17 protein-coding genes are annotated in these 17,625 nt (G+C 65.2%); 10 read left to right on the top strand and 7 right to left on the bottom strand.

Annotated features, from left to right (window positions below; genetic code table 11):
- Nucleotides 1–10 precede the first annotated feature (10 nt).
- The 4 genes from FAF44_RS20625 to FAF44_RS20610 form a co-directional block, all read right to left on the bottom strand.
- Nucleotides 11–2,758, bottom strand: a complete 2,748-nt coding sequence (locus FAF44_RS20625; RefSeq protein WP_237104849.1) for a DUF1156 domain-containing protein — start codon at nucleotides 2,756–2,758, stop codon at nucleotides 11–13.
- Nucleotides 2,755–6,261 carry a helicase-related protein gene (locus FAF44_RS20620; RefSeq protein WP_237104848.1) on the bottom strand — a complete coding sequence of 1,169 codons (3,507 nt, stop codon included), beginning with the start codon at nucleotides 6,259–6,261 and terminating at the stop codon, nucleotides 2,755–2,757. Before FAF44_RS20620 ends, FAF44_RS20625 begins: the two co-directional genes overlap by 4 nt.
- A gap of 1,146 nt (nucleotides 6,262–7,407) precedes the next feature.
- Complete coding sequence (locus FAF44_RS20615) at nucleotides 7,408–7,881, bottom strand: NUDIX hydrolase (RefSeq protein ID WP_237104847.1); 474 nt, start codon at nucleotides 7,879–7,881, stop codon at nucleotides 7,408–7,410.
- A gap of 34 nt (nucleotides 7,882–7,915) precedes the next feature.
- Entirely contained in the window at nucleotides 7,916–8,167 is a 252-nt protein-coding gene (locus tag FAF44_RS20610) for a winged helix-turn-helix domain-containing protein (protein ID WP_237104846.1), read from the bottom strand.
- A gap of 205 nt (nucleotides 8,168–8,372) precedes the next feature.
- Here FAF44_RS20610 and FAF44_RS20605 point away from each other — a divergent pair, with 205 nt between their 5' ends.
- Nucleotides 8,373–8,516: a hypothetical protein gene (locus tag FAF44_RS20605; protein ID WP_237104845.1), complete on the top strand. Its 144-nt coding sequence runs from the start codon at nucleotides 8,373–8,375 to the stop codon at nucleotides 8,514–8,516.
- A 35-nt stretch (nucleotides 8,517–8,551) separates the two neighbouring features.
- A complete protein-coding gene (locus tag FAF44_RS20600; protein ID WP_237104844.1) occupies nucleotides 8,552–8,809 on the top strand; it encodes a hypothetical protein in 258 nt (85 codons plus the stop codon).
- Here the strand turns inward: FAF44_RS20600 and FAF44_RS20595 are convergent.
- From FAF44_RS20595 to FAF44_RS20585, 3 genes are all read right to left on the bottom strand, one after another.
- Nucleotides 8,797–9,363 (bottom strand): guanylate kinase, encoded by a 567-nt coding sequence (locus FAF44_RS20595; protein ID WP_237104843.1) that lies wholly within the window; start codon nucleotides 9,361–9,363, stop codon nucleotides 8,797–8,799. The genes FAF44_RS20600 and FAF44_RS20595 overlap by 13 nt on opposite strands.
- Nucleotides 9,360–10,112: an AAA family ATPase gene (locus FAF44_RS20590; protein ID WP_237104842.1), complete on the bottom strand. Its 753-nt coding sequence runs from the start codon at nucleotides 10,110–10,112 to the stop codon at nucleotides 9,360–9,362. Before FAF44_RS20590 ends, FAF44_RS20595 begins: the two co-directional genes overlap by 4 nt.
- Before the next feature lie 524 nt (nucleotides 10,113–10,636).
- The gene (locus FAF44_RS20585; RefSeq protein ID WP_237104841.1) at nucleotides 10,637–11,020 is read right to left on the bottom strand and encodes a winged helix-turn-helix domain-containing protein; all 384 of its coding nucleotides are present in this window, start codon (nucleotides 11,018–11,020) and stop codon (nucleotides 10,637–10,639) included.
- A gap of 148 nt (nucleotides 11,021–11,168) precedes the next feature.
- On the opposite strand from FAF44_RS20585, the gene FAF44_RS20580 reads away from it, so the two are divergent.
- The 8 genes from FAF44_RS20580 to FAF44_RS20545 all read left to right on the top strand — a co-directional run bounded on the left by FAF44_RS20580 (nucleotide 11,169) and on the right by FAF44_RS20545 (nucleotide 17,181).
- Nucleotides 11,169–11,498: a hypothetical protein gene (locus FAF44_RS20580; protein WP_237104840.1), complete on the top strand. Its 330-nt coding sequence runs from the start codon at nucleotides 11,169–11,171 to the stop codon at nucleotides 11,496–11,498.
- Nucleotides 11,491–12,825 (top strand): FtsK/SpoIIIE domain-containing protein, encoded by a 1,335-nt coding sequence (locus FAF44_RS20575; protein WP_237104839.1) that lies wholly within the window; start codon nucleotides 11,491–11,493, stop codon nucleotides 12,823–12,825. Before FAF44_RS20580 ends, FAF44_RS20575 begins: the two co-directional genes overlap by 8 nt.
- A gap of 21 nt (nucleotides 12,826–12,846) precedes the next feature.
- Complete coding sequence (locus FAF44_RS20570) at nucleotides 12,847–13,545, top strand: DUF2637 domain-containing protein (RefSeq protein ID WP_237104838.1); 699 nt, start codon at nucleotides 12,847–12,849, stop codon at nucleotides 13,543–13,545.
- Between the two features lie 9 nt (nucleotides 13,546–13,554).
- A complete protein-coding gene (locus tag FAF44_RS20565) occupies nucleotides 13,555–13,884 on the top strand; it encodes a hypothetical protein (RefSeq protein ID WP_237104837.1) in 330 nt (109 codons plus the stop codon).
- Between the two features lie 13 nt (nucleotides 13,885–13,897).
- The gene (locus FAF44_RS20560) at nucleotides 13,898–14,059 is read left to right on the top strand and encodes a hypothetical protein (protein ID WP_237104836.1); all 162 of its coding nucleotides are present in this window, start codon (nucleotides 13,898–13,900) and stop codon (nucleotides 14,057–14,059) included.
- Between the two features lie 251 nt (nucleotides 14,060–14,310).
- Nucleotides 14,311–15,636 (top strand): replication initiator, encoded by a 1,326-nt coding sequence (locus tag FAF44_RS20555; protein WP_237104835.1) that lies wholly within the window; start codon nucleotides 14,311–14,313, stop codon nucleotides 15,634–15,636.
- Nucleotides 15,629–15,820, top strand: a complete 192-nt coding sequence (locus tag FAF44_RS20550; RefSeq protein ID WP_237104834.1) for an AlpA family transcriptional regulator — start codon at nucleotides 15,629–15,631, stop codon at nucleotides 15,818–15,820. The genes FAF44_RS20555 and FAF44_RS20550 overlap by 8 nt, the downstream gene beginning before the upstream one ends.
- Complete coding sequence (locus FAF44_RS20545; RefSeq protein WP_237104833.1) at nucleotides 15,817–17,181, top strand: tyrosine-type recombinase/integrase; 1,365 nt, start codon at nucleotides 15,817–15,819, stop codon at nucleotides 17,179–17,181. Before FAF44_RS20550 ends, FAF44_RS20545 begins: the two co-directional genes overlap by 4 nt.
- Nucleotides 17,182–17,625: the final 444 nt, after the last annotated feature.

Here is a 17,625-nt window from a genome sequence, read left to right as displayed (position 1 = left end):
TCGTCACTCGTCACTCATCGTCGTCGGCCTCCTCATCGAAGGAGGAGAAGAGATTATCGATCTCAGGCGTAACGTAACGCTCTGGTGTGACATTTTGGGCAGCCGTCATAATGTCCGGCCAAGCGGTGCCGAGCTCGTTGAACATCGCGGCTGTCTTCTGGTACTTCCGGTCGGAAATCTTGAAGAGCCGATGGACGAGCCGATTAACCCGGTCGAGGCTGATCGCGGTGTCCGTACGGCTTCGTACCCCGGCAACCAGGCGGGCCGCGCCGTCAATACCCTGCTCATTGAAGCGCTTGGCCAGGTGCATCGCGACCTCCCAGTGTGAGATCCGATCGTCCTTGACTGGATCGTAGTTCGCTGGCAGGTCGTCGAAGTCGAGCAGGCAGACCGTGGACCGGGGGGTGTTGCTGACGATTCCCGCCTCGACGAGGTCGCGGATTGCGGTGCCGGTCTGGCGGAGCACAACGTCGGCATCCCCATACGCGCCGCGGTCGAACGCGAACTGGCGGAACCACTTCAGCGCGAATCTCGTAGGCGCATCGAACTCGGCCTCCTCGCCATCGATGATCGCGGTGGCGGCTTTGTCGATCTCAATCAGTGCCTCGCGCACGGTCATCGACCGTCCCTCGGGCTGTAGAACCTCCTTGTAGTCCGAGAAGATCCGCATGCCAGGGCCGATCGCTGCTTGCCCCATGTCCAGCGGCGAGACGCCACCTTTACGGAGTGCCTCGATCGCCTCGGGGAGCTTCTCTTGGAGCTGGAAGAGAAAGGCCGACTTGTCGGCGATTTCCGTGGCCTGTCGCGGTCGACAGATCAGGATGATATAGGAGGCAAGCGCATTGGTCCCTTGGCTGACCTGACGGGTGCTCATCGTGGACTCGATAGGCATCGTTCCCACCACACCGAGTCCGGAGGCCAGCACCGCCTGCAACATGGAAACCCACGCTGAAGACACCGCACCTCGCCCCTCTTCGTCATCCTGCTTGGCCGCGTATGCGACAACAATGGGCAAGTCTGCCCGCGATGCCTTCTGGAGAGAGGTGAAGACTTCGGTGAATCCCTCAATGAAGTACTGTTGCGCGGCCTCCTTGCTACCGCCATGGCGGAATGGATTCGCCACGAGCTCCGCGCTTTTTGGGGTTGCGATCGTTCCAAATAGATCGCTGTGAACGCCGTTCAAGGCCCGACGGAGCCACAGGTAGAAGTAGTCGCTGAGATCCGCATAATTTATCTGACCAAAGTATGGCGGATCGGTCACAATGAGCGCCGTACCGGGCTCGACGAGGTCGCCCGCACGACGTGCATCAATCTGGACAACCCGGCCCGGCTCCACACCGAACGGAAGTGATTTTAGTACTCCGATGACCGAGGTGAGCTGTGCAGACCAGCTGCCAACGGACTCCCCGAAGGGGTAAGCCTCCGCAAAGTCCCAGAGAAACGGCATCGCCTGTGTGCCGAATCCGGGTTCAGGCTTAGAAGGACCGAGACGCGTACGCCATCGAACCAGACTGGAGTTTCCCTGGGCCATTTTGCTAACACATATACCAAGCAAAGTAGTTATGGTACGTGCTTGCTCTCGGCTGGCACCGTCCTCAACGATCTGACCGTAGATCTCGGCAATCTCATCAGCGAACGCTGCGAGTACGGCCAACTGCCGAGGCGTGTAGAGATCAATGTGCCGACCCATACCATACAGCTGGTGGCGGACATTCTTCGTGTTTCCGACAAGTTCAAGCTCATCGAGGTCGTCCGGAACCTCAACTTCCACAACCTGCTGAAGCTCTTTGGATGGGCTGATGAAAGTCCGACCTGATCTCGTATCCATGCAGTATGCCATGAGCTGCAGTCCGAGTTCCCCTGCCATACCCATGGCCCGGAGTTCTTTCTCTCCCAGTGGAGTAGAGCACTTCGGGCAGACAAACTGAGCGCGCCCGCTGCTTTTGGTTGCCTTGGCTGGCCCGTTCTTGCCCTGATGGACGATGAACTGGACCTCATCTCCGTCAACAATCGGTTCGATTGTCGCTTCTCTGCCCTTTTGCTTGCTCAACCACGGCGATCCGAACAATGGAACGCGGATTGCACACATGGGGTTCGTGCAGGGCGCGGTTCTGGCCCAGAGCCAAGCCACAGGCTCACCGCCGGAAGGAACGGGATAGTAGTGGCCGATCCGCTCCTTGACTTTCTCCTGCGCAATGGCTCCATAATGGCGGAGATCGTCAGCGACTCCGTCATAAGGAAGGTCGCGCATCCGAGCAGCGTTGTTGCTTGTGGAAACAGCGGCCCTAAGAGATATGGGGGGCAAGAGTTCGCCCAGGACACGGGTCACAAGTGCTGCGACTGGATTCAAGTCGGAACTCACCGCTGGAAGTCCAAGCCGGAGCGCCTCCACAATAGTTGAGCCGCCACCGGCGAACGGATCGATGACAGTCGGCAACTCTGGGTTCGATGCTGTGATCAGGCCCTGTGCTTTGCGCAGCACGTCATCTGGAGGGGCAGTCCCATCGGTCGGTACCAGTTCCTTGATGAACTCGATCAGGTCATCACGTTCCTTGCCCGGCCCTGGATCATCAACAAGAGACGCAAAAATCAGTGCACGCAGTGCGGGCGTCGGCATCGGGGCGAACCACTTGTGCAGGTTCTTTAGGGTGCCGACCTTGCGCTCCTTGTACGCGATGCTCGCATAGCTGATCTGGGTCAGAGGCAGCGTCACATCAATCAGCTTGCGCCGGTATCTACTGTTGATTCCCTGGCTCATATCGGGGCTCCTCCTCGCTTCCACGTCTTCTTCCAGTCACCACCGAGCTCGGTGGCGTCGAACTTCCCGAAATCTACGTTCTTGAAGGGGTCAACGACATATCGGACATCGTCGTTTTCAGGCCCGTCCGGATGGACGCTTACCAGCGCCAGCCGGAAATTCTGCCCTGAATTCTTGCCGGTAAGGACCTCGGTCCGGGTGACGTGGAAGCCGTCTGCTCCGGCGACCCGGCCCTTGACCTCAATGAACACCCAGTGGTCATCCACGGTACGCGACCGGATGTCGTACCCGGGATTATTATGGGCCATCTCCTCCGGGATCCGGCCGAGCTTCCGCTCCTCTTGCAGCACCCGGTCGACCGCGCGGCGTTCCACGGTCTCGGTCTCCCGCGCGTACGCCTCCGGCGGCTGGTTGCGGAGCCCGGCCAACCGGTCGAGCAGTCCCTGAGGGATCACCAGAGCGGCTCCGCCGACCCGAGGCGGTCGAACTTGGAGGCGGGCGTCGCGGTCGAGTTCGACCATGCGCCGTTCCATCCGCTGTTCCAGGTTCCGGGCCTGGCGGTCGGCGAACTCGGATTTCATCTTGACAGACTTGCCGGACTGCTCTGCGTCGAGGAGGTCTGCATGGCGCGAGTCCCAGTAATTGATTTCCTGAAGGAGGCGCTGCCGTACCAAGCGCCGGGTTCGCTCGGCCTCACGGGTGACGCGCCCTTGCAGGTCGGCGATGTGTGCGCTCAGGCCGTTTTGCACAGCCCAGCCGATGGCGATGTCCTCGACACCACTGGCCAGCCAGGACTCTCCCAGGATGGGCTGGACCAGGGTGCATTCCTCCTCGGTCGCCGACGCGTAGTCGAGATAGGGGGCTGCTCCGGCCATGCGGGCTTCGAAACGGCCGATCTCGACGAAGTCGAAGCGTTTGCTGATGATCCGCGGCCTTTCATGCCCGTCGGCGATCTCCTGAGCGACTGCGACGAGCAACCGTGGCTCCTCACCTACGTCGCGTCGGTTGACAAGGGTAACGCCCTGCTTGAGCTGCGAGCCGTACCGATCGACGATCAGCGAGACTACCGCGTCGAGCAAAGGGTGCCCCGGGGCGAGCAGCGCTGCTTGGGGCGCGCCGGCCTGACGGGCAAGGGACCTGTCGAAGGTGACCCGCTCATAGCGGTGAACCACCGGCGCACCAATCTTGATGAGGTGCTCGTAGTGGCGGACGTCGGCCGGAACGTGGGTGATCTCGTACCGGCCTGGCTCACGTTCGGCGATCCGGCCCCCGAGCAGCTTGAAGGCAGTAAGGAAGAATGCCTTGATGTAGTGCGGTTGGAGGCGGCGGGCCTTGGCCTCCTCCATGCGCAGCCGCCATTCGGCGACGTCGGCCTCAGCAAGCTTTTGGTGCGCCAGGGCCCGCTCGACCAGCAATTTTTCCAGACCGTCGCCGACCGAGGAGTCGATGACTTCGTTGAGCCGGTTGCGTACCTCGGGCTGGTCGCCGTACTGGATAGCCTCCATGAGTAGTGCGCGGAGGGGCCGGTCCTGGAACGCCTCACCGAGGACGTCGAAGACCTTGCCCTTGTAAGCCTTCCGCTGTTCCTCGATCTTGCCCAGGAGGCGCATGAACACCGCGCCCTCGCGCGTGTCCTCGGCGACCAGATTCCACAGATGGCAGACCTCAGTCTGGCCGATACGGTGGATGCGGCCGAAACGCTGCTCGATCCGGTTGGGGTTCCACGGAAGGTCGTAGTTCACCATGAGGTTGGCGCGCTGAAGGTTGAGACCTTCGCCAGCCGCATCAGTGGCGATCAGGATGCGGCAGTCCTTGTCCTGGGTGAACAGCTCCTTAATCTTCCGGCGATTGTCGCGGGAGACACCGCCGTGGATGGTGACGACCGCCTCTTCGCTGCCGAGAAGACCGCTGATCCGATCACGAAGGTACTGCAGGGTGTCCTTGTGCTCCGTGAAGATGATCAGCTTGCGCGGGCTGCCGTCAGCGTCGCGGACCATGGGATGGCTGAGCAGCAGTTCACGGAGCTCGATCCACTTCTTGTCGGTGCCGCTGTGCCGTACCCGACGGGCGATCTCGACGAGATCGGCGAGGATCAGAATTTCCTTGTCGAGTTCGGCGAGGGTCTGCGCGGCAGTCGCGGCGTCGACGACGTCGTTCTCCAGCTCTTCGAGTTCTACACTGGGCAGGTCATCCAGGGTTGCGTCGTATTCGGACGGGTCTTTGCCGAGCATCGCGGCAAGCCGGTCTCGGAGCGTGGCCTCCATCGGACTGCGGCCGGTGAGCATCTCCTGGCGCAGGAGTTGCAGACGCTTATGACGGCGGATGAGCGACTGGAGGATCGCCTCCGGGCTGGAGGCCAGGCGCCGCTGGAGGACTGTGAGGGCGAAGCCGACGGTGTTGCCGCGTTTGCCATCTGCCATGGCTTGCGCCTTGCCCATTTGATCGCGGACGTACTCGGTCACGACCTCGTACAGCTCGCGCTCGGCGTCAGAGAGCAAGTAGGGGACAGTGTATGCGCGTCGCTCGGGGAAGAGCGGCTTGCCCTCGAAGGTGAGCAGGTCTTCCTTGACCATGCGCCGCATGAGACCGTCGGTGTCGGTGGAGCTGACACCCTCGCGGTACTTGCCCTCGAACCGGTCGGAGTCGAGCAGGCCCATAAAAAGCTGGAAGTTGGCCTCGCTGCCTGCGTGCGGGGTCGCGGTCATCAACAGCAAGTGCCGGGTGTGCTTGCCGAGGATCTCCCCGAGCTGGTAGCGCTTGGTCTTCTTCAGTTCATCGCCGAAGTAACTGGCGGACATGCGATGGGCCTCGTCGACCACGACCAGGTCATAGTCGGACTGCTTGAGCTGGTCCTGGAGCTCCTCGGAGCGGGAGAGCTGGTCCATCCGTGCGATGAGGAGCGGGTATTTCTCGAAGGCGGTCTGGTCGAGCTGCGCGTTGATCAGGTCACGGGTGAGCACGTCGAAACGGAGGCCAAACTTGTCGAGGAGCTCTTCCTGCCACTGGTCGACGAGGCCGCCTGGGGCGACGATCAGGCAGCGCTCCAGGTCACTGCGGAGCATGAGCTCTTTGATGTAGAGGCCGGCCATGATGGTCTTGCCCGCGCCTGGGTCGTCGGCCAGGACAAAGCGCAGCGGGCTGCGGTCAAGGAGCTCGCCGTAGACGGCCTGGATCTGGTGCGGCAGTGGCTCCAGGTCACTGGTCGTGACCGCGAGCATGGGGTCGAAGCGGGCGGCCATGCGGATGCGGAGGGCCTCGGCGGCCAGCTTGAAAAGCATGCCATCGCCGTTGAAGCTGTAGGCCGCCGATGCAGTCCAGATGGTGAGGTGGGCCTCCGAGTCGCGATAGAGGAGCTGGTCAGCGACGCTGCCGTCCTCAGCACGGTAAGTGAACATGACGGCGTTGTTGCCGTACCACTTGGCCGCTACCACGGTGACGTTGCCGTTCGTCACTCCGCCCACAACGGTGCCGGGCGTCAGGTCCTCCAGCCTTACCCCCGCCACGTACGCCTCCCCTTAGCCCTGGCCCCGTGCTTCACGTTATTTCGCAATCCTTCCGGTCGAGTCACGCAGAATATGGCGGCGGCCCCGTAGATCAGTTCGGAAGCCTTCGAAGTATGCGTGCGACTCTCCGTAACCTTCTCACAGCGTATGGTGGCGAAGAAGATGAGAACTCTATTTAGCCAGTACGGCATGGTGCCGAGCAAGGTATATCGCGATGCATCCGCGCCGCGTTACAGCAGGGCTGGAGCTCACGTGCAAGGCGGCTCTTCGTAACGATTTCACCGCCTCAAGTCTGGCCAACCGCGGCTAATCTGAGATCAGCTCCGGGTTAACGGCCGTCACAGCTCCTGTGTCCCGGACTCTTGCCGGTCCAGCAAGGAGTGCCGTGCGTCATCTGAGCGGAAGCCGTTCCCTCATTATGGAGTTCTGGCGCGCCTGCGAGCTTGTCAGTCCGCAGAGCATTCCGAAGCGCGCCACACGAGGTGGATGCGAACCAGTTTTCCGAATCGAGTCAGACGGGCTGCTTCCGCGGGAGAGCCCACCCATCGGCCGTTTCCTTCACCTAAACTTGGACTTGGTTGCATTTGCCCATGACAGCGGAAGCAGAATGCCGCATCTCGATACCCGACCGACGGACTAGAGCATAGCCACCAGGCAAGCACCATGATCTCATTCGATGGCAAGCGGACCCGCACCGCAGGGCCGCCAGGCCCGAGGAGCGGAAGCCGCGCGGCAGCCGATCGCCCCAACGACCTATGGCCAGAACCGAAGTGAGCGATCGTCACGGCCTTCATTGGTGGCTTCTCCTGGCCTCTTGGGTGCGTGGGCGGTGCGTGCCCGGACCGGCCGAAGAGCCGCAGCCGGGCACGCAGACCGCTCGCGCGCCGGCGGGCCGCGCAGCGGGCCGCCTTTAAAGTCGTGGAGAAAGTTCTCATCCATCGGCCCCGCAAGGTGTGTGTGCTGTCCCGGGACATGCTTGACGGATGAGTCCCAGGAGATGGGCGACAGGTGCTGTCGTCGGCCAGTCTGGCGTGCGTCGTAGCAGCGTCGTGCGTCGGGAAGCCGGGATTGGCCTCGGTGGATATGTCCGTGGTTGAGCAGCGGTATCGGGCGGTGCTGGCTGCCTCGCCGCTTTGTCGGACCGACTCAGCCGATGTGGGGACAGTTGCCCTGGAGGAAGTGGCTGATTCTCATGCGCATCGACCGGTGCATGTCGTAGTCGTCGAGCGCACCCCTCGGCACCCAACGCACCTCCGAAGACTCAGCGCTCGGAGTCAACTCGCCGCTGACGGCGCGGGCGGTGAGCACGATGGAGAACTCCTGTCGAACCTCGCCGTTGCTGGTGTAGAGGATGACGTGCTTGGGGTCGCTGTAGGTGCCCACAATGCCGGTGATCTCGCACATGATCCCCGTCTCCTCTCTCGTCTCCCGTACCGCAGCCGCGGGGATGGACTCGCCCAGGTCGATCGCCCCTCCGGGCAGGGCCCAGTGGCCGTTGTCGGTACGGCGGATCAGGAGAACGTCGCCGGCCTCGTTGGTGACGACGACGTTGACGGATGGCACCAGGCTATTGGGCTCAGGCGCGTTCAGGTCGTCGTGGAAGTCGATCCGTCTGCTCACGCTACGTAAGCCTATTAAGGGAAGACGGCGGCGTTCAGCTTCCGGCAGGTTCGGTGTTGGCCGGCGGGCTGACGAAGCTGCCGAGGTTCGGCACGGTGTAGATCAGACCCTCTTCACGCAGTTGGCGGATGGCCTTGCGGATCGTGTCGCGGGCCACGCCGAACTCCTGAACGAGGCGAACCTCCGAGACGAGATACTTCGGCGGGTATTCGCCAGCGGTGATACGGCTGCGGAGCACGTCGGCGATCTGCTGCCAGCGAGGACGGTCCGGCTCGAAGTCAATCACAAGCTCCAAGGGTAGAAAGGGGGCACGACGGGTCTTCATTCGCCTCTAGGTATCTATCGGAACCCCTAGCTATCCCTCGGTACCTATAGGGGTAGACAGGCTTCGGCTTCGCTCCTACGCTGCTTATATGGAAGCAACTGGTTACGACCTTGATGCGCTCCGTGCTCGGTTCCCCGGCTGGTCGGTCTTCTGCAGTGACGCAGGCGTGTTCTACGCGACTCGGCGCGGTGGTGTGCGGCTCCGGAACGTCGACATCTTCAGGGGTCTCCAGCAGACCGTGAGCGCGGGCGACGTGGAGACGCTCGTGTCGCTGCTGGAGGAGCAGTCCCGGATGGTGGTGAGGTCGTGAAGCCCCCGCCGCCCTCGCACTTCGATTATCACGGTGTGCACGCGGTCGCCCCGCATGACAGGGCCTTCCGGGTGCGCTGGTCCGTGGCCGATGGTCGTTCGACTCTGGTCCGGGTGCGCGAGCACACGTGCATGTGCACGTACCCGGTGTATGAGCTCTGCTCGGGGGGCGGTCTGTCGTTCATCCGGCAGTACCCCTTCGAGGGCCTCGACGAGATGCGGGAAAGCCCGTGGATGCGAGCACAGGTCACCCGGGAGCTGTGGATGCGGATCCTGACCGGTCAGGCGTGGTGACCAACAGGCATCACCTGTTGCTCGAAGAACGTGTGGGCGGTCTGCCGGGCGATCTCCGCCGGCGTGAACTGGTCAGTGCGGAGCCGCGAGGCGAACAGGTGGTCTCCGTTGGCGTCCAGGTCGGCTAGGGTCTCGTCCCATGCCTGGAGGCGGCGAACGGTGTCGCGGTCCCCGCGCTCTCGGGAGCGATGCTCGCAGACGTCTCGGGGGATCCAGAGCAGGACGACGAGCCATGGGGCTGACTGCATCAGCCGGCGGATACCAGAGATGTCGCCCAGGTGGGCGATCGGCACCCGGCCGGCGGCGGTGAGCTGGTCGACCTGGTCGCGGTCGATGGCGTACGTGTTGCCATAGCGGTGGGACTCGACCAGGAGCCGCCCCGCGGCTCGCCGTTCGGCGAGTTCTTCGACGCTGACGAAGTCGTACTCGGTGCCGCGCCGGTTCCCCGCCTTGAGTTTGCGCACCAGCGTGAACCGCGGATCGAGCTCGGCGAGTGCGAGGGTGATGGTGCTCTTGCCGCTGGCCGGCGGCCCGTACAGGACGATGCCTGTCATGTCAGGATCCGCTTCAGCGTTTCGCGTGTCTGGTCGGCCAGGCTGATAGCGGAGCCGAGCCGGTTGTCCACGGTGATATGCGCGGTCGGTGGGCAGGTCTCGGTGTCGAGGCCGCTGACGTACGTCTCCCAGTTGCCGAGCTTCCAGGCATCCCGGGCGGCGCCGCGGAACTCGATGTACTCGCGCATGGATTCGGCGTCGCAGCGCACCCAGACCACCGCGACGTCGATGCCCTTGGCCGCGCACCGGTTGGTCAGGCGGCGCACCCAATCCGGGTCGGCCAACTCGGCGATGAACGGAGCCGACAGGATCGCCGAGGTTCCGACGTGGAGGTTGTCGAAGGCCGTTTCCATCAGGCAGCGGTACTCCAGAGGGCGAACCTCGCGCAGGTAGAGCCCGGTGTGCCGGTCGTGGGGATCGCCGCCGAGCGAGACGAGCAGGCGCTCGACCATGGCGCGAGTCAGAGAGTCCTTGTCCAGGAAGGCCCAGCCGGTGATGTCGGAGAGGAACCGGGAGAACTCGGTCTTTCCAGATCCGGCATAGCCGCCGACGAGGACGAGGATGGGCCTGGGGCTACCCTGCCCGTGTCGGCGTCGCCAGGCGTCCACGACTCGGCTGAGAAGGGCGTTCTGTTCGGCGTTGGATGGGGCGCCGGAGACTTTGAGCAGCGTTTGTTCGATTACCTGGGCGGCGGCGTTATCGGTGGCGGGATCGGTGGGTTGGGGCAAATCCGAGATGGAATTTTCCACTTCGGGTATTTCGCCGGGGAGCGGGAGGCGGAAACCCAGGGCGGGTTCATTTGCCTGGTATAGGAGACAGTACGCTCTTCGGTAGTGAGGTCCGGGATATACCGATCCCTGTTCGTGTGCCCATATTGTCTGGAAATTGGCAGCCGGCGCGGTCAGGCCATGCCGATGGGCGACCCTGCGGAGCTGGTCACCTGCGGCTTCGAGGGTGAGACCGTGTGCTTCGCGGTGCTGGCGCAGGATCAGGGGCTGCCATCCGGGGCGGTGAATTGTCTTCATCGCATCCTTTTTGCGCACTTTGAGAGGTGCCCAATGTGTAAGCGCATGTGTAACCGCCGTGCAGGCAGCAATGAAGAAGCTTAGCTAACGCTCCGTGATACTCACCAGCGCCGATACGCGATGAACTAACGGCATCCCCGCCGGGATAACGACCGACCAGAAAAGGGGTGCCGGAGTGGCCGCAAATCAGCGAATTATCGACGAACTTCAGGCCATTCGGTCTGAAATGGAGGAGTTGGCCTGCCGGGTCAGCGAGATCGCTTCCGCTCTTGGAACACGGCCTTCTCCAGCTCGGCGATCCGATCGCCAAGAGTCGCCAGAGTGCTCCGCATCTGAGCGAGCTGCTCCATGATCTCCGACGCGGCCGGCTCGTCACCCGAAGCCGAAGCCGACGCCGAAGCTGCGGCGCCCTCGCGGACGAACACGCCCTTGCCCTGTTGGCCGACGATCAGGGCCTCGGTGCGAAGCACGCTGATGGCTGCTTTGACCACGCTGGCGGACACGTCGTAGCGCTGGCAGAGCTGGGCGGTCGAGGGCAGCGCGGCACCGGGAGCGAGTGAGCCCGTCCTGATCTGCGTACGAAGGTCGTCGGCTATCTGGAGGTAGCCGGGGCGACCGGTCTTCTCGACCATCAGGTGCCTTCCGCGAGGGTTGAGTGCCCCTCCAGTTCAGCACAGCCCGTACGACATGCCAACCAAGTCTTCGTGGAAGCCCTTGACAACTTAGAATTCTAAGCGTTCTATGTATACCAAGAGTCCGAACGAACGAAGGAAGCACACCATGCGCACCGTCCCCATCCCTGTGGACACCAGCAAGCTCACCATCACCTGCGTGAAGGCCCCGCGCCCTCGCGTGCTCAACCGCGACACCGGCGAGATCAAGACTGACAAGAACGGCAACACCGTCTACGAGGTCACCGTCTCCGTCGAGGACGAGTTCGGCCGGATCGAACTCGTCAAGATCGGCATCACCGGTGAACCACCCATCACCGCCGGCGACGCCGTCAACGCCGTCGGCCTGCTCGGCTACGTCTGGGAGATCGCCGGGAAGTGGGGCATCTCCTACCGGGCGACCGCGCTGCTTCCGCGGCAGGAGGCCGCCGGTGTCTGACCAGCTCTACACGGTGCTCGGAGTCCTGGCCGCCGTCGCGGCCGGGCTCTGGGCCTGGCGCCGCTGGCACTACCGCTCCTTCTGGCTCGTCATCGGGTTCCCGATCGCGGCCATCAGTATCCGGGCGTCCTGGCGCAAGGTTGCCCTCGGCTGCAACCTGACCAAGAAGCGGCAGCGCTTCTGGTTCACCACCGTCCCCGGCCTGGTCGCCTCGACCGGTGTCGTCCGGGTCCGGCGCCGCTTTCAGCGCATCGCGGTGGACACCGCACCGTTCATGTGGCTGCCCTTGCCGACCCGGCACGGGTGGCGCGTCACCCTGCACACCCTGGAAGGACAGATCCCGGCCGACTACGCCGACGTCGCCGAACGACTCGCGCACTCCTGGGGCGTGCACGCCGTACGCGTCTCCTCGGACAAGCCCGGCCGGGTACGGCTCGCCGCCACCGTCCGTGACCCGCTGGTCAAGGTGGACGAGCTACCGCCGTCCACCGAACTGCTCAAGGTCACCGTGGGACGGCTGGAGACAGGCGGGCCGTGGGTCGTCGACTTCAAGACTGTGCCGCACTGGATCAACGCGGGGGCCACCCAGTCCGGCAAGTCCAACCTCGCCAACGCGCTCATCGTCGGACTCGCACCGCAGCCGGTGGCGCTGGTCGGCTTCGACCTCAAGGGCGGGGTCGAGTTCACTCCGTACGCCTCGCGGCTGTCGGCGCTGGCCACGAGCAGGGCCGAGTGCGGTGGCCTGCTCGATGATCTGGTGGCGCTGATGACCGACCGGATGGGCGTGTGCCGGATGGCCTCGGCGCGCAACATCTGGCAGCTTCCGCCCGGTCTGCGTCCGGTCCCGGTCGTGGTCCTGGTGGACGAGCTGGCCGAGCTGTACCTGATGGCCGACAAGTCGGAGAAGGACGAGGTCGCCAAGACCTCGACCGCGCTGCTGCGGGTGGCGCAGCTCGGGCGGGCGTTCGGCATCTACCTGTTCTGCTGCGGTCAGCGCATCGGCTCCGACCTCGGCCCCGGCGTCACCGCGCTCCGGGCCCAGTGCTCGGGACGGATCTGCCACCGGGTCAACGATCCCGAGACCGCGACCATGACTCTCGGCGACCTCGACCCGGCCGCGCTCGACTCAGCACGGGCCATCGCCGCCGAGACGCCCGGCGTCGCCATCGTCGCCTCACAGGACGGCCAGTGGTACCGCGCCCGCTCCTTCTACGTCAGCGAACTCACCGCCGAACACGCCGCCCGCTCTCACGCCGACCTCGCGCCGTCCTGGGACGAGGTCATGGCGGCCCAGCCTCACCCGACACCGGACTCGCAGTCCGCCTGAGGGATCGAGAGGAGAAACGAGATGCGCCGCTTCGCCGCCTGGCTGCTCGACACGGGACCCGTTCTCGTCCTGGCCGCCATCGCGGGCGCCGGCTCCTTCACCCACATCCGCGACACCGCCACCGAGAACGGCCAGCAGGGCTGGATGGCCTGGGCCATCGCCATCTGCGTCGACCTGACCTGCGTCATGGCCGCCCGCGAACGCCAGCACGACAGGAAGACCGGCAAAGTGCGGCGTGGCCTGGTTTCCTGGCCGGTCCTCGTCCTGACCGGCGGCATCGTCCTCTCGCTGGCCGCCAACCTGCAACAAGCCGCCCCGACCGTCTGGGGCTGGATCACGGCCGCCACCCCGGCGGGCGCGTTCCTGGTCGCGGTCTCCATGCTCGAACGCCGCGCCACCGCCACCCGTACCGAACCGTCCCCGGACGTCCCGCAGACGTCCTCGTCCTGGGCGACGGCGTCCCCGTCCGTCCCGGACCGGACACCGGCCGTCCCGCAAGCGGACCGTCCCGCCCTCGTCCCCGCCGACGAGGACGGCCAGAACGACGGACCCGCGCCCGACCCGCAACTGATCGACTACGCCCGCCGCGTCGCCACCGAACACCACGCGAAGCACGGCAAGCCCATCACCCGCGACCTGCTCCGCGCCCGCCTGGGCGTGTCCGACCAACTCGCCACCAACCTGCTCCGCACCCTGCCGTGCACACCAGAGAACGCCTGAAGGAGACCCATGCACGACCACCGCAGAGCCCTCATCAACGGCCTGCTCAACCTGGCCGTCTTCCTGGAGACCCACCCGGACGTGCCCGCCTCGTCCAGCTTCACCCTCTATCACTTCCCGAAACACGACAACGACGACGACCTACGCGCGGAGGTCGACGGGATCGCCGCTCGCGTCGGCTCCGACATCGACTTCGAGGACTCCCCGTACGGCCATTACGCGACCTCCGTCTTCTTCGGACCGGTCGAGTACCGCGCCGTGGCGATCCTCGCCGCCGCCCGCGCCCGCCACGACGCCGAGAGCAGCTACCGCGGCTGCATCGAGCCCGACTCGAACTGAGGAGACAACCACTATGCGCATTCGCCTCGAAGGAAACCGCGCGGAGATCGTGCTCGGCGTGATCCACCTGCGTGAGGTCTTCACCGTCACCGCGATGTCCAGGGCGTTCCCCGACCGCGCCCATCCGCGCAAGTACCGCGTCTACGTCCGCGTCATCCCGCGCGACAACCGGTGATCACCATGGACGCCGCACTCGCTCACTTCCGCTGCTGCACCTGCAACGGAACCGGCCTCACCGACGACCAGACCTGCGCCGACTGCAACGGCAGCGGCATCGACAACCACGGCGCGTAACGCCGTAGCGCCCCCCGCCTGGCCACACATCCGCCAAGACGTCCGCCAGGCCGGGGGCCATCCACACCAGCGTCACTGGATAGGACGGAACCCATCTTGCCCCACCTTGCCCACTCCCACGCTGTAGCCGGGATGATCCACCGGCTCAACCAACCCGACTACGACCGCTGGGCCGGCCAGATCAAGCGCACCGGCGGCTGCCGTCAGCCCATCCACCTGCGCGGCAAGGTTGACCACTACGACCAGGCCACCGGCCGGCTTCTGCACCGCTACACCACCCGCACCGAGCCCAACGGCGTCCTGCGCGTCCCGTGCAAGACCCGCCGCGCGACGCGTTGCCCGGCCTGCGCCGAGGTCTACCGCGCCGACACCTACCAGCTCGTCCGCGCCGGCCTCGTCGGCGGAAAGGGCGTGCCCGAGACCGTCAGCAGTCACCCGTGTCTGTTCGTCACTCTCACCGCGCCATCGTTCGGGGCCGTCCACGTACGGCGGGAGAAGAACGGCAAGGTCCTGCCCTGCCACGCCCGCCGTGACGCCGAGACGTGCTCACACGGACAGGTCATGTCCTGCACCGAGCGGCACAACGCCGACGATCAGCGGCTCGGGGAGCCGCTGTGCCCCGACTGCTACGACTACGACGGCTCCGTCCTGTTCAACGCGGTCAGTCCTGAGCTGTGGCGGCGCTTCACGCTGGCTCTGCGCCGGCGCTTCGCCAGGCTCAACGGCCTGACCGTCAAGGCCCTGCGCGAACAGGTGATGATCTCCTTCGCCAAGGTCGCCGAGTACCAGCGGCGCGGCGTCGTCCACTTCCACGCGGTGATTCGCCTTGACGGCCCGGACGGACCGTCCTCGCCGCCACCGGCCTGGGCGCGGGCCGATGCGCTGGCGGAAGCCGCGCAGCATGCGGCGGCGGTCGTCACCGCAGAGGTCGAGCCGCTCGGCCGGGCCTTCCGCTGGGGCACCCAGTTCGACGTCCGCCGCATCACCATGGACGGCGACCTCACCGAACAGGCCGTCGCCGCCTACATCGCCAAGTACGCCACCAAGGCCGCCGAATGCGTCGGCACCCTGGACCGGCGTGTCCAGCCTCTCGACGACCTCGACGGGTTGCCCGTCCGCGAGCACGCGCGCCGGCTGATCGCGGCGTGCATGCGCTTGGGCGACAACGCGGCCCTGGCCGACCTCAGGCTCGTTCGCTGGGCTCACATGCTCGGCTTCCGCGGCCACTTCTCCACCAAGAGCCGCCGCTACTCCACCACTCTCGGAGAGCTTCGCGCTGCCCGTGAGGAACACATGCGTGCGGAGGAGGTCAGCACCGGACGGCTCCCGCTGTTCGACGAGGACACCGTCCTCGTCATCGCCCACTGGGAGTACGCCGGTCAAGGGCTCTCCATCGGGGAGCAGGTTCTCGCGGCTGCGCTCACTGGCACCCGTCTACCCGGGGCTGCCGATGAGTAGGCGCGACGAGTTGCTGACTGTCCCGGAGGTGCTCGCCGAACTGGGCGGCGTCTCCCGCCGCACCTTCTACCGCTGGCGCGAACTGGGCCGTGCGCCGGTCTGCGTCCAGTTGCCCAACCTCGAACTTCGCGTGTGGCGGAGCGACCTCACGACCTGGCTGGACTCGCGACGGGAGACGGTGTGAACGCCACGTACGACGTGAAGCTCGGCGCGATCCAGCACCGTACGGACCGCGACACGCCCTTGTTCATCGCCCGCTGGCGCGTCGCGGGCAAGCCGAAGTCCAAGAGCTTCCGGACCAAGGGCCTGGCCAACGCCTTCATGTCTGACCTGCGGCAGGCGGCGAAGACGGGGGAGGAGTTCGACACCGCCACCGGACTGCCGGTGTCGATGCTGGCGCGTGCGTCTACCGGCCCGACGTTCTTCGAGTTCGCTCAGGCGTACGTGCTCCGGCGCTGGAGCACCTCGGCGCCCCGCACCCGGGAGACGGACGCCTATGCGCTCTTGTCACTGGTCCCCGCCCTGGTGGCCGACGCGCCGCGGCGTCCTTCGACCGAGGAACTGCGGGAAGTGCTGAGGGTCTACGCGCTCATCCCGGAGAAGAGGCGCCCTGTCCTGACCGCGGCCCAAACGGCGGCATTGGGCTGGCTGGAGCGAACGTCTCTTCCGCTGTCCGCGTTGGGGGAGCCGCATGTCCTCCGTACGGGCCTGGCCGCCATCTCGGTCACCTTCGCCGGAACTCCAGCCGGAGCGAACACGGTGCGGCGCAAGCGCGCCATCCTCCATCACCTGCTGGAGCACGCGGTGGAGGAAAAGGTATTCAGCGGCAATCCGCTGGACGAGATCAAATGGACGGCCCCGAAGGCCGTCACCGTCGTTGACCCGCGTACCGTGGTCAACCCGGTCCAAGCCCGGCAACTGCTCGACGCCGTGCCCAAGGTGGGCCGCAAGCGCGGTCCCCGGCTCAAGGCGCTGTTCGCCTGTATCTACTACGCGGCGTTGCGGCCGGAGGAGGCGGCGGACCTGCGGCTGACGAACTGCACGCTGCCCGAGACGGGTTGGGGTCTGATCGTCCTGGAGAAGGCGCGACCGCAGGCCACGAAGCGCTGGACCGACTCCGGCCAGACCCACGAGTCGCGCAGTCTGAAGCACCGAGCGGACAAGGAGACACGAGAGATCCCGATCCCGCCCGCCCTGGTGGCCATGCTCCGCGAGCACGTCGCCGAGTTCGGCACTACGAAGGACGGGAGGATCTTCAGCACGAGAACCGGTGGCACCTACTCCAGTTCGGCGCACTCCTACGTCTGGCAGGAGGCGCGCAAGCTCGCGCTCACCCCGGCACAGATCGCCTCGTCGCTGGCCGCCCGCCCGTACGACCTCCGCCATGCGGCGGTGTCGCTCTGGCTGAACGCCGGCGTTCCTGCTCCGGAGGTCGCCAAGAGGGCCGGGCACAGCGTTGACGTCCTGCTGCGCGTCTATGCCAAGTGCATGGACGGCCAGCAGGAGCAGATCAACGGCAAGATCAACGACGCCCTGGACACATAGCCCGCATTCATCCACTTCCGGCCCCGCTCGTCCCCGGGGCCGGTTCGTCTTACGCCGCTGTCTTTGCCGGTTCATTCCCGCTGGATGTGAGTGTCCTGCGGCACGCTGGCAGGCACGGGCGGCGAGTAGGGAGGACCATGCACGAAGACCAGACCCACCCCACCCCCTCACCTGAAGCACTCCACCCGCCGCTGCGGGACCGGTCTCGGTCTAGTACTACATGGCTAGATCACGTTGGGTGATCTTTCGGTTTCCTGGTGTGCGAGGGCTGGAGTATGTGAACGTGATGACATGCCCCAGCCCCATGAGCATCCCGATGCGGTAACCACTGAGGACTTGGCCGCATGGAGATGGGGATTTGAGCAGGTGTGCGCGCGGTTTGAGGGCCGGTGGTCACGGCCGGAGCCGCGTGAGCACTTCCGGCAGTATCTGCGGGGATTGCTG

The sequence above is a fragment of the Nonomuraea sp. MG754425 genome, from assembly GCF_021699195.1.
In the GTDB taxonomy this organism is placed as follows: Bacteria; Actinomycetota; Actinomycetes; order Streptosporangiales; family Streptosporangiaceae; genus Nonomuraea.
The sequence above is the reverse complement of the archived record's forward strand: the minus strand, read 5'-3'. Positions and strand labels throughout refer to the sequence as shown.

Bases quoted from the DNA above. Each gene is read 5' to 3' on its own strand.
- FAF44_RS20550 (WP_237104834.1), top strand. From the start codon at position 15,629: ATGAGTAGGCGCGACGAGTTGCTGACTGTCCCGGAGGTGCTCGCCGAA.
- FAF44_RS20560 (WP_237104836.1), top strand. From the start codon at position 13,898: ATGCGCATTCGCCTCGAAGGAAACCGCGCGGAGATCGTGCTCGGCGTG.
- FAF44_RS20570 (WP_237104838.1), top strand. From the start codon at position 12,847: ATGCGCCGCTTCGCCGCCTGGCTGCTCGACACGGGACCCGTTCTCGTC.
- FAF44_RS20555 (WP_237104835.1), top strand. From the start codon at position 14,311: ATGATCCACCGGCTCAACCAACCCGACTACGACCGCTGGGCCGGCCAG.
- FAF44_RS20580 (WP_237104840.1), top strand. From the start codon at position 11,169: ATGCGCACCGTCCCCATCCCTGTGGACACCAGCAAGCTCACCATCACC.
- FAF44_RS20595 (WP_237104843.1), bottom strand. From the start codon at position 9,363: ATGACAGGCATCGTCCTGTACGGGCCGCCGGCCAGCGGCAAGAGCACC.
- FAF44_RS20565 (WP_237104837.1), top strand. From the start codon at position 13,555: ATGCACGACCACCGCAGAGCCCTCATCAACGGCCTGCTCAACCTGGCC.
- FAF44_RS20625 (WP_237104849.1), bottom strand. From the start codon at position 2,758: ATGAGCCAGGGAATCAACAGTAGATACCGGCGCAAGCTGATTGATGTG.
- FAF44_RS20585 (WP_237104841.1), bottom strand. From the start codon at position 11,020: ATGGTCGAGAAGACCGGTCGCCCCGGCTACCTCCAGATAGCCGACGAC.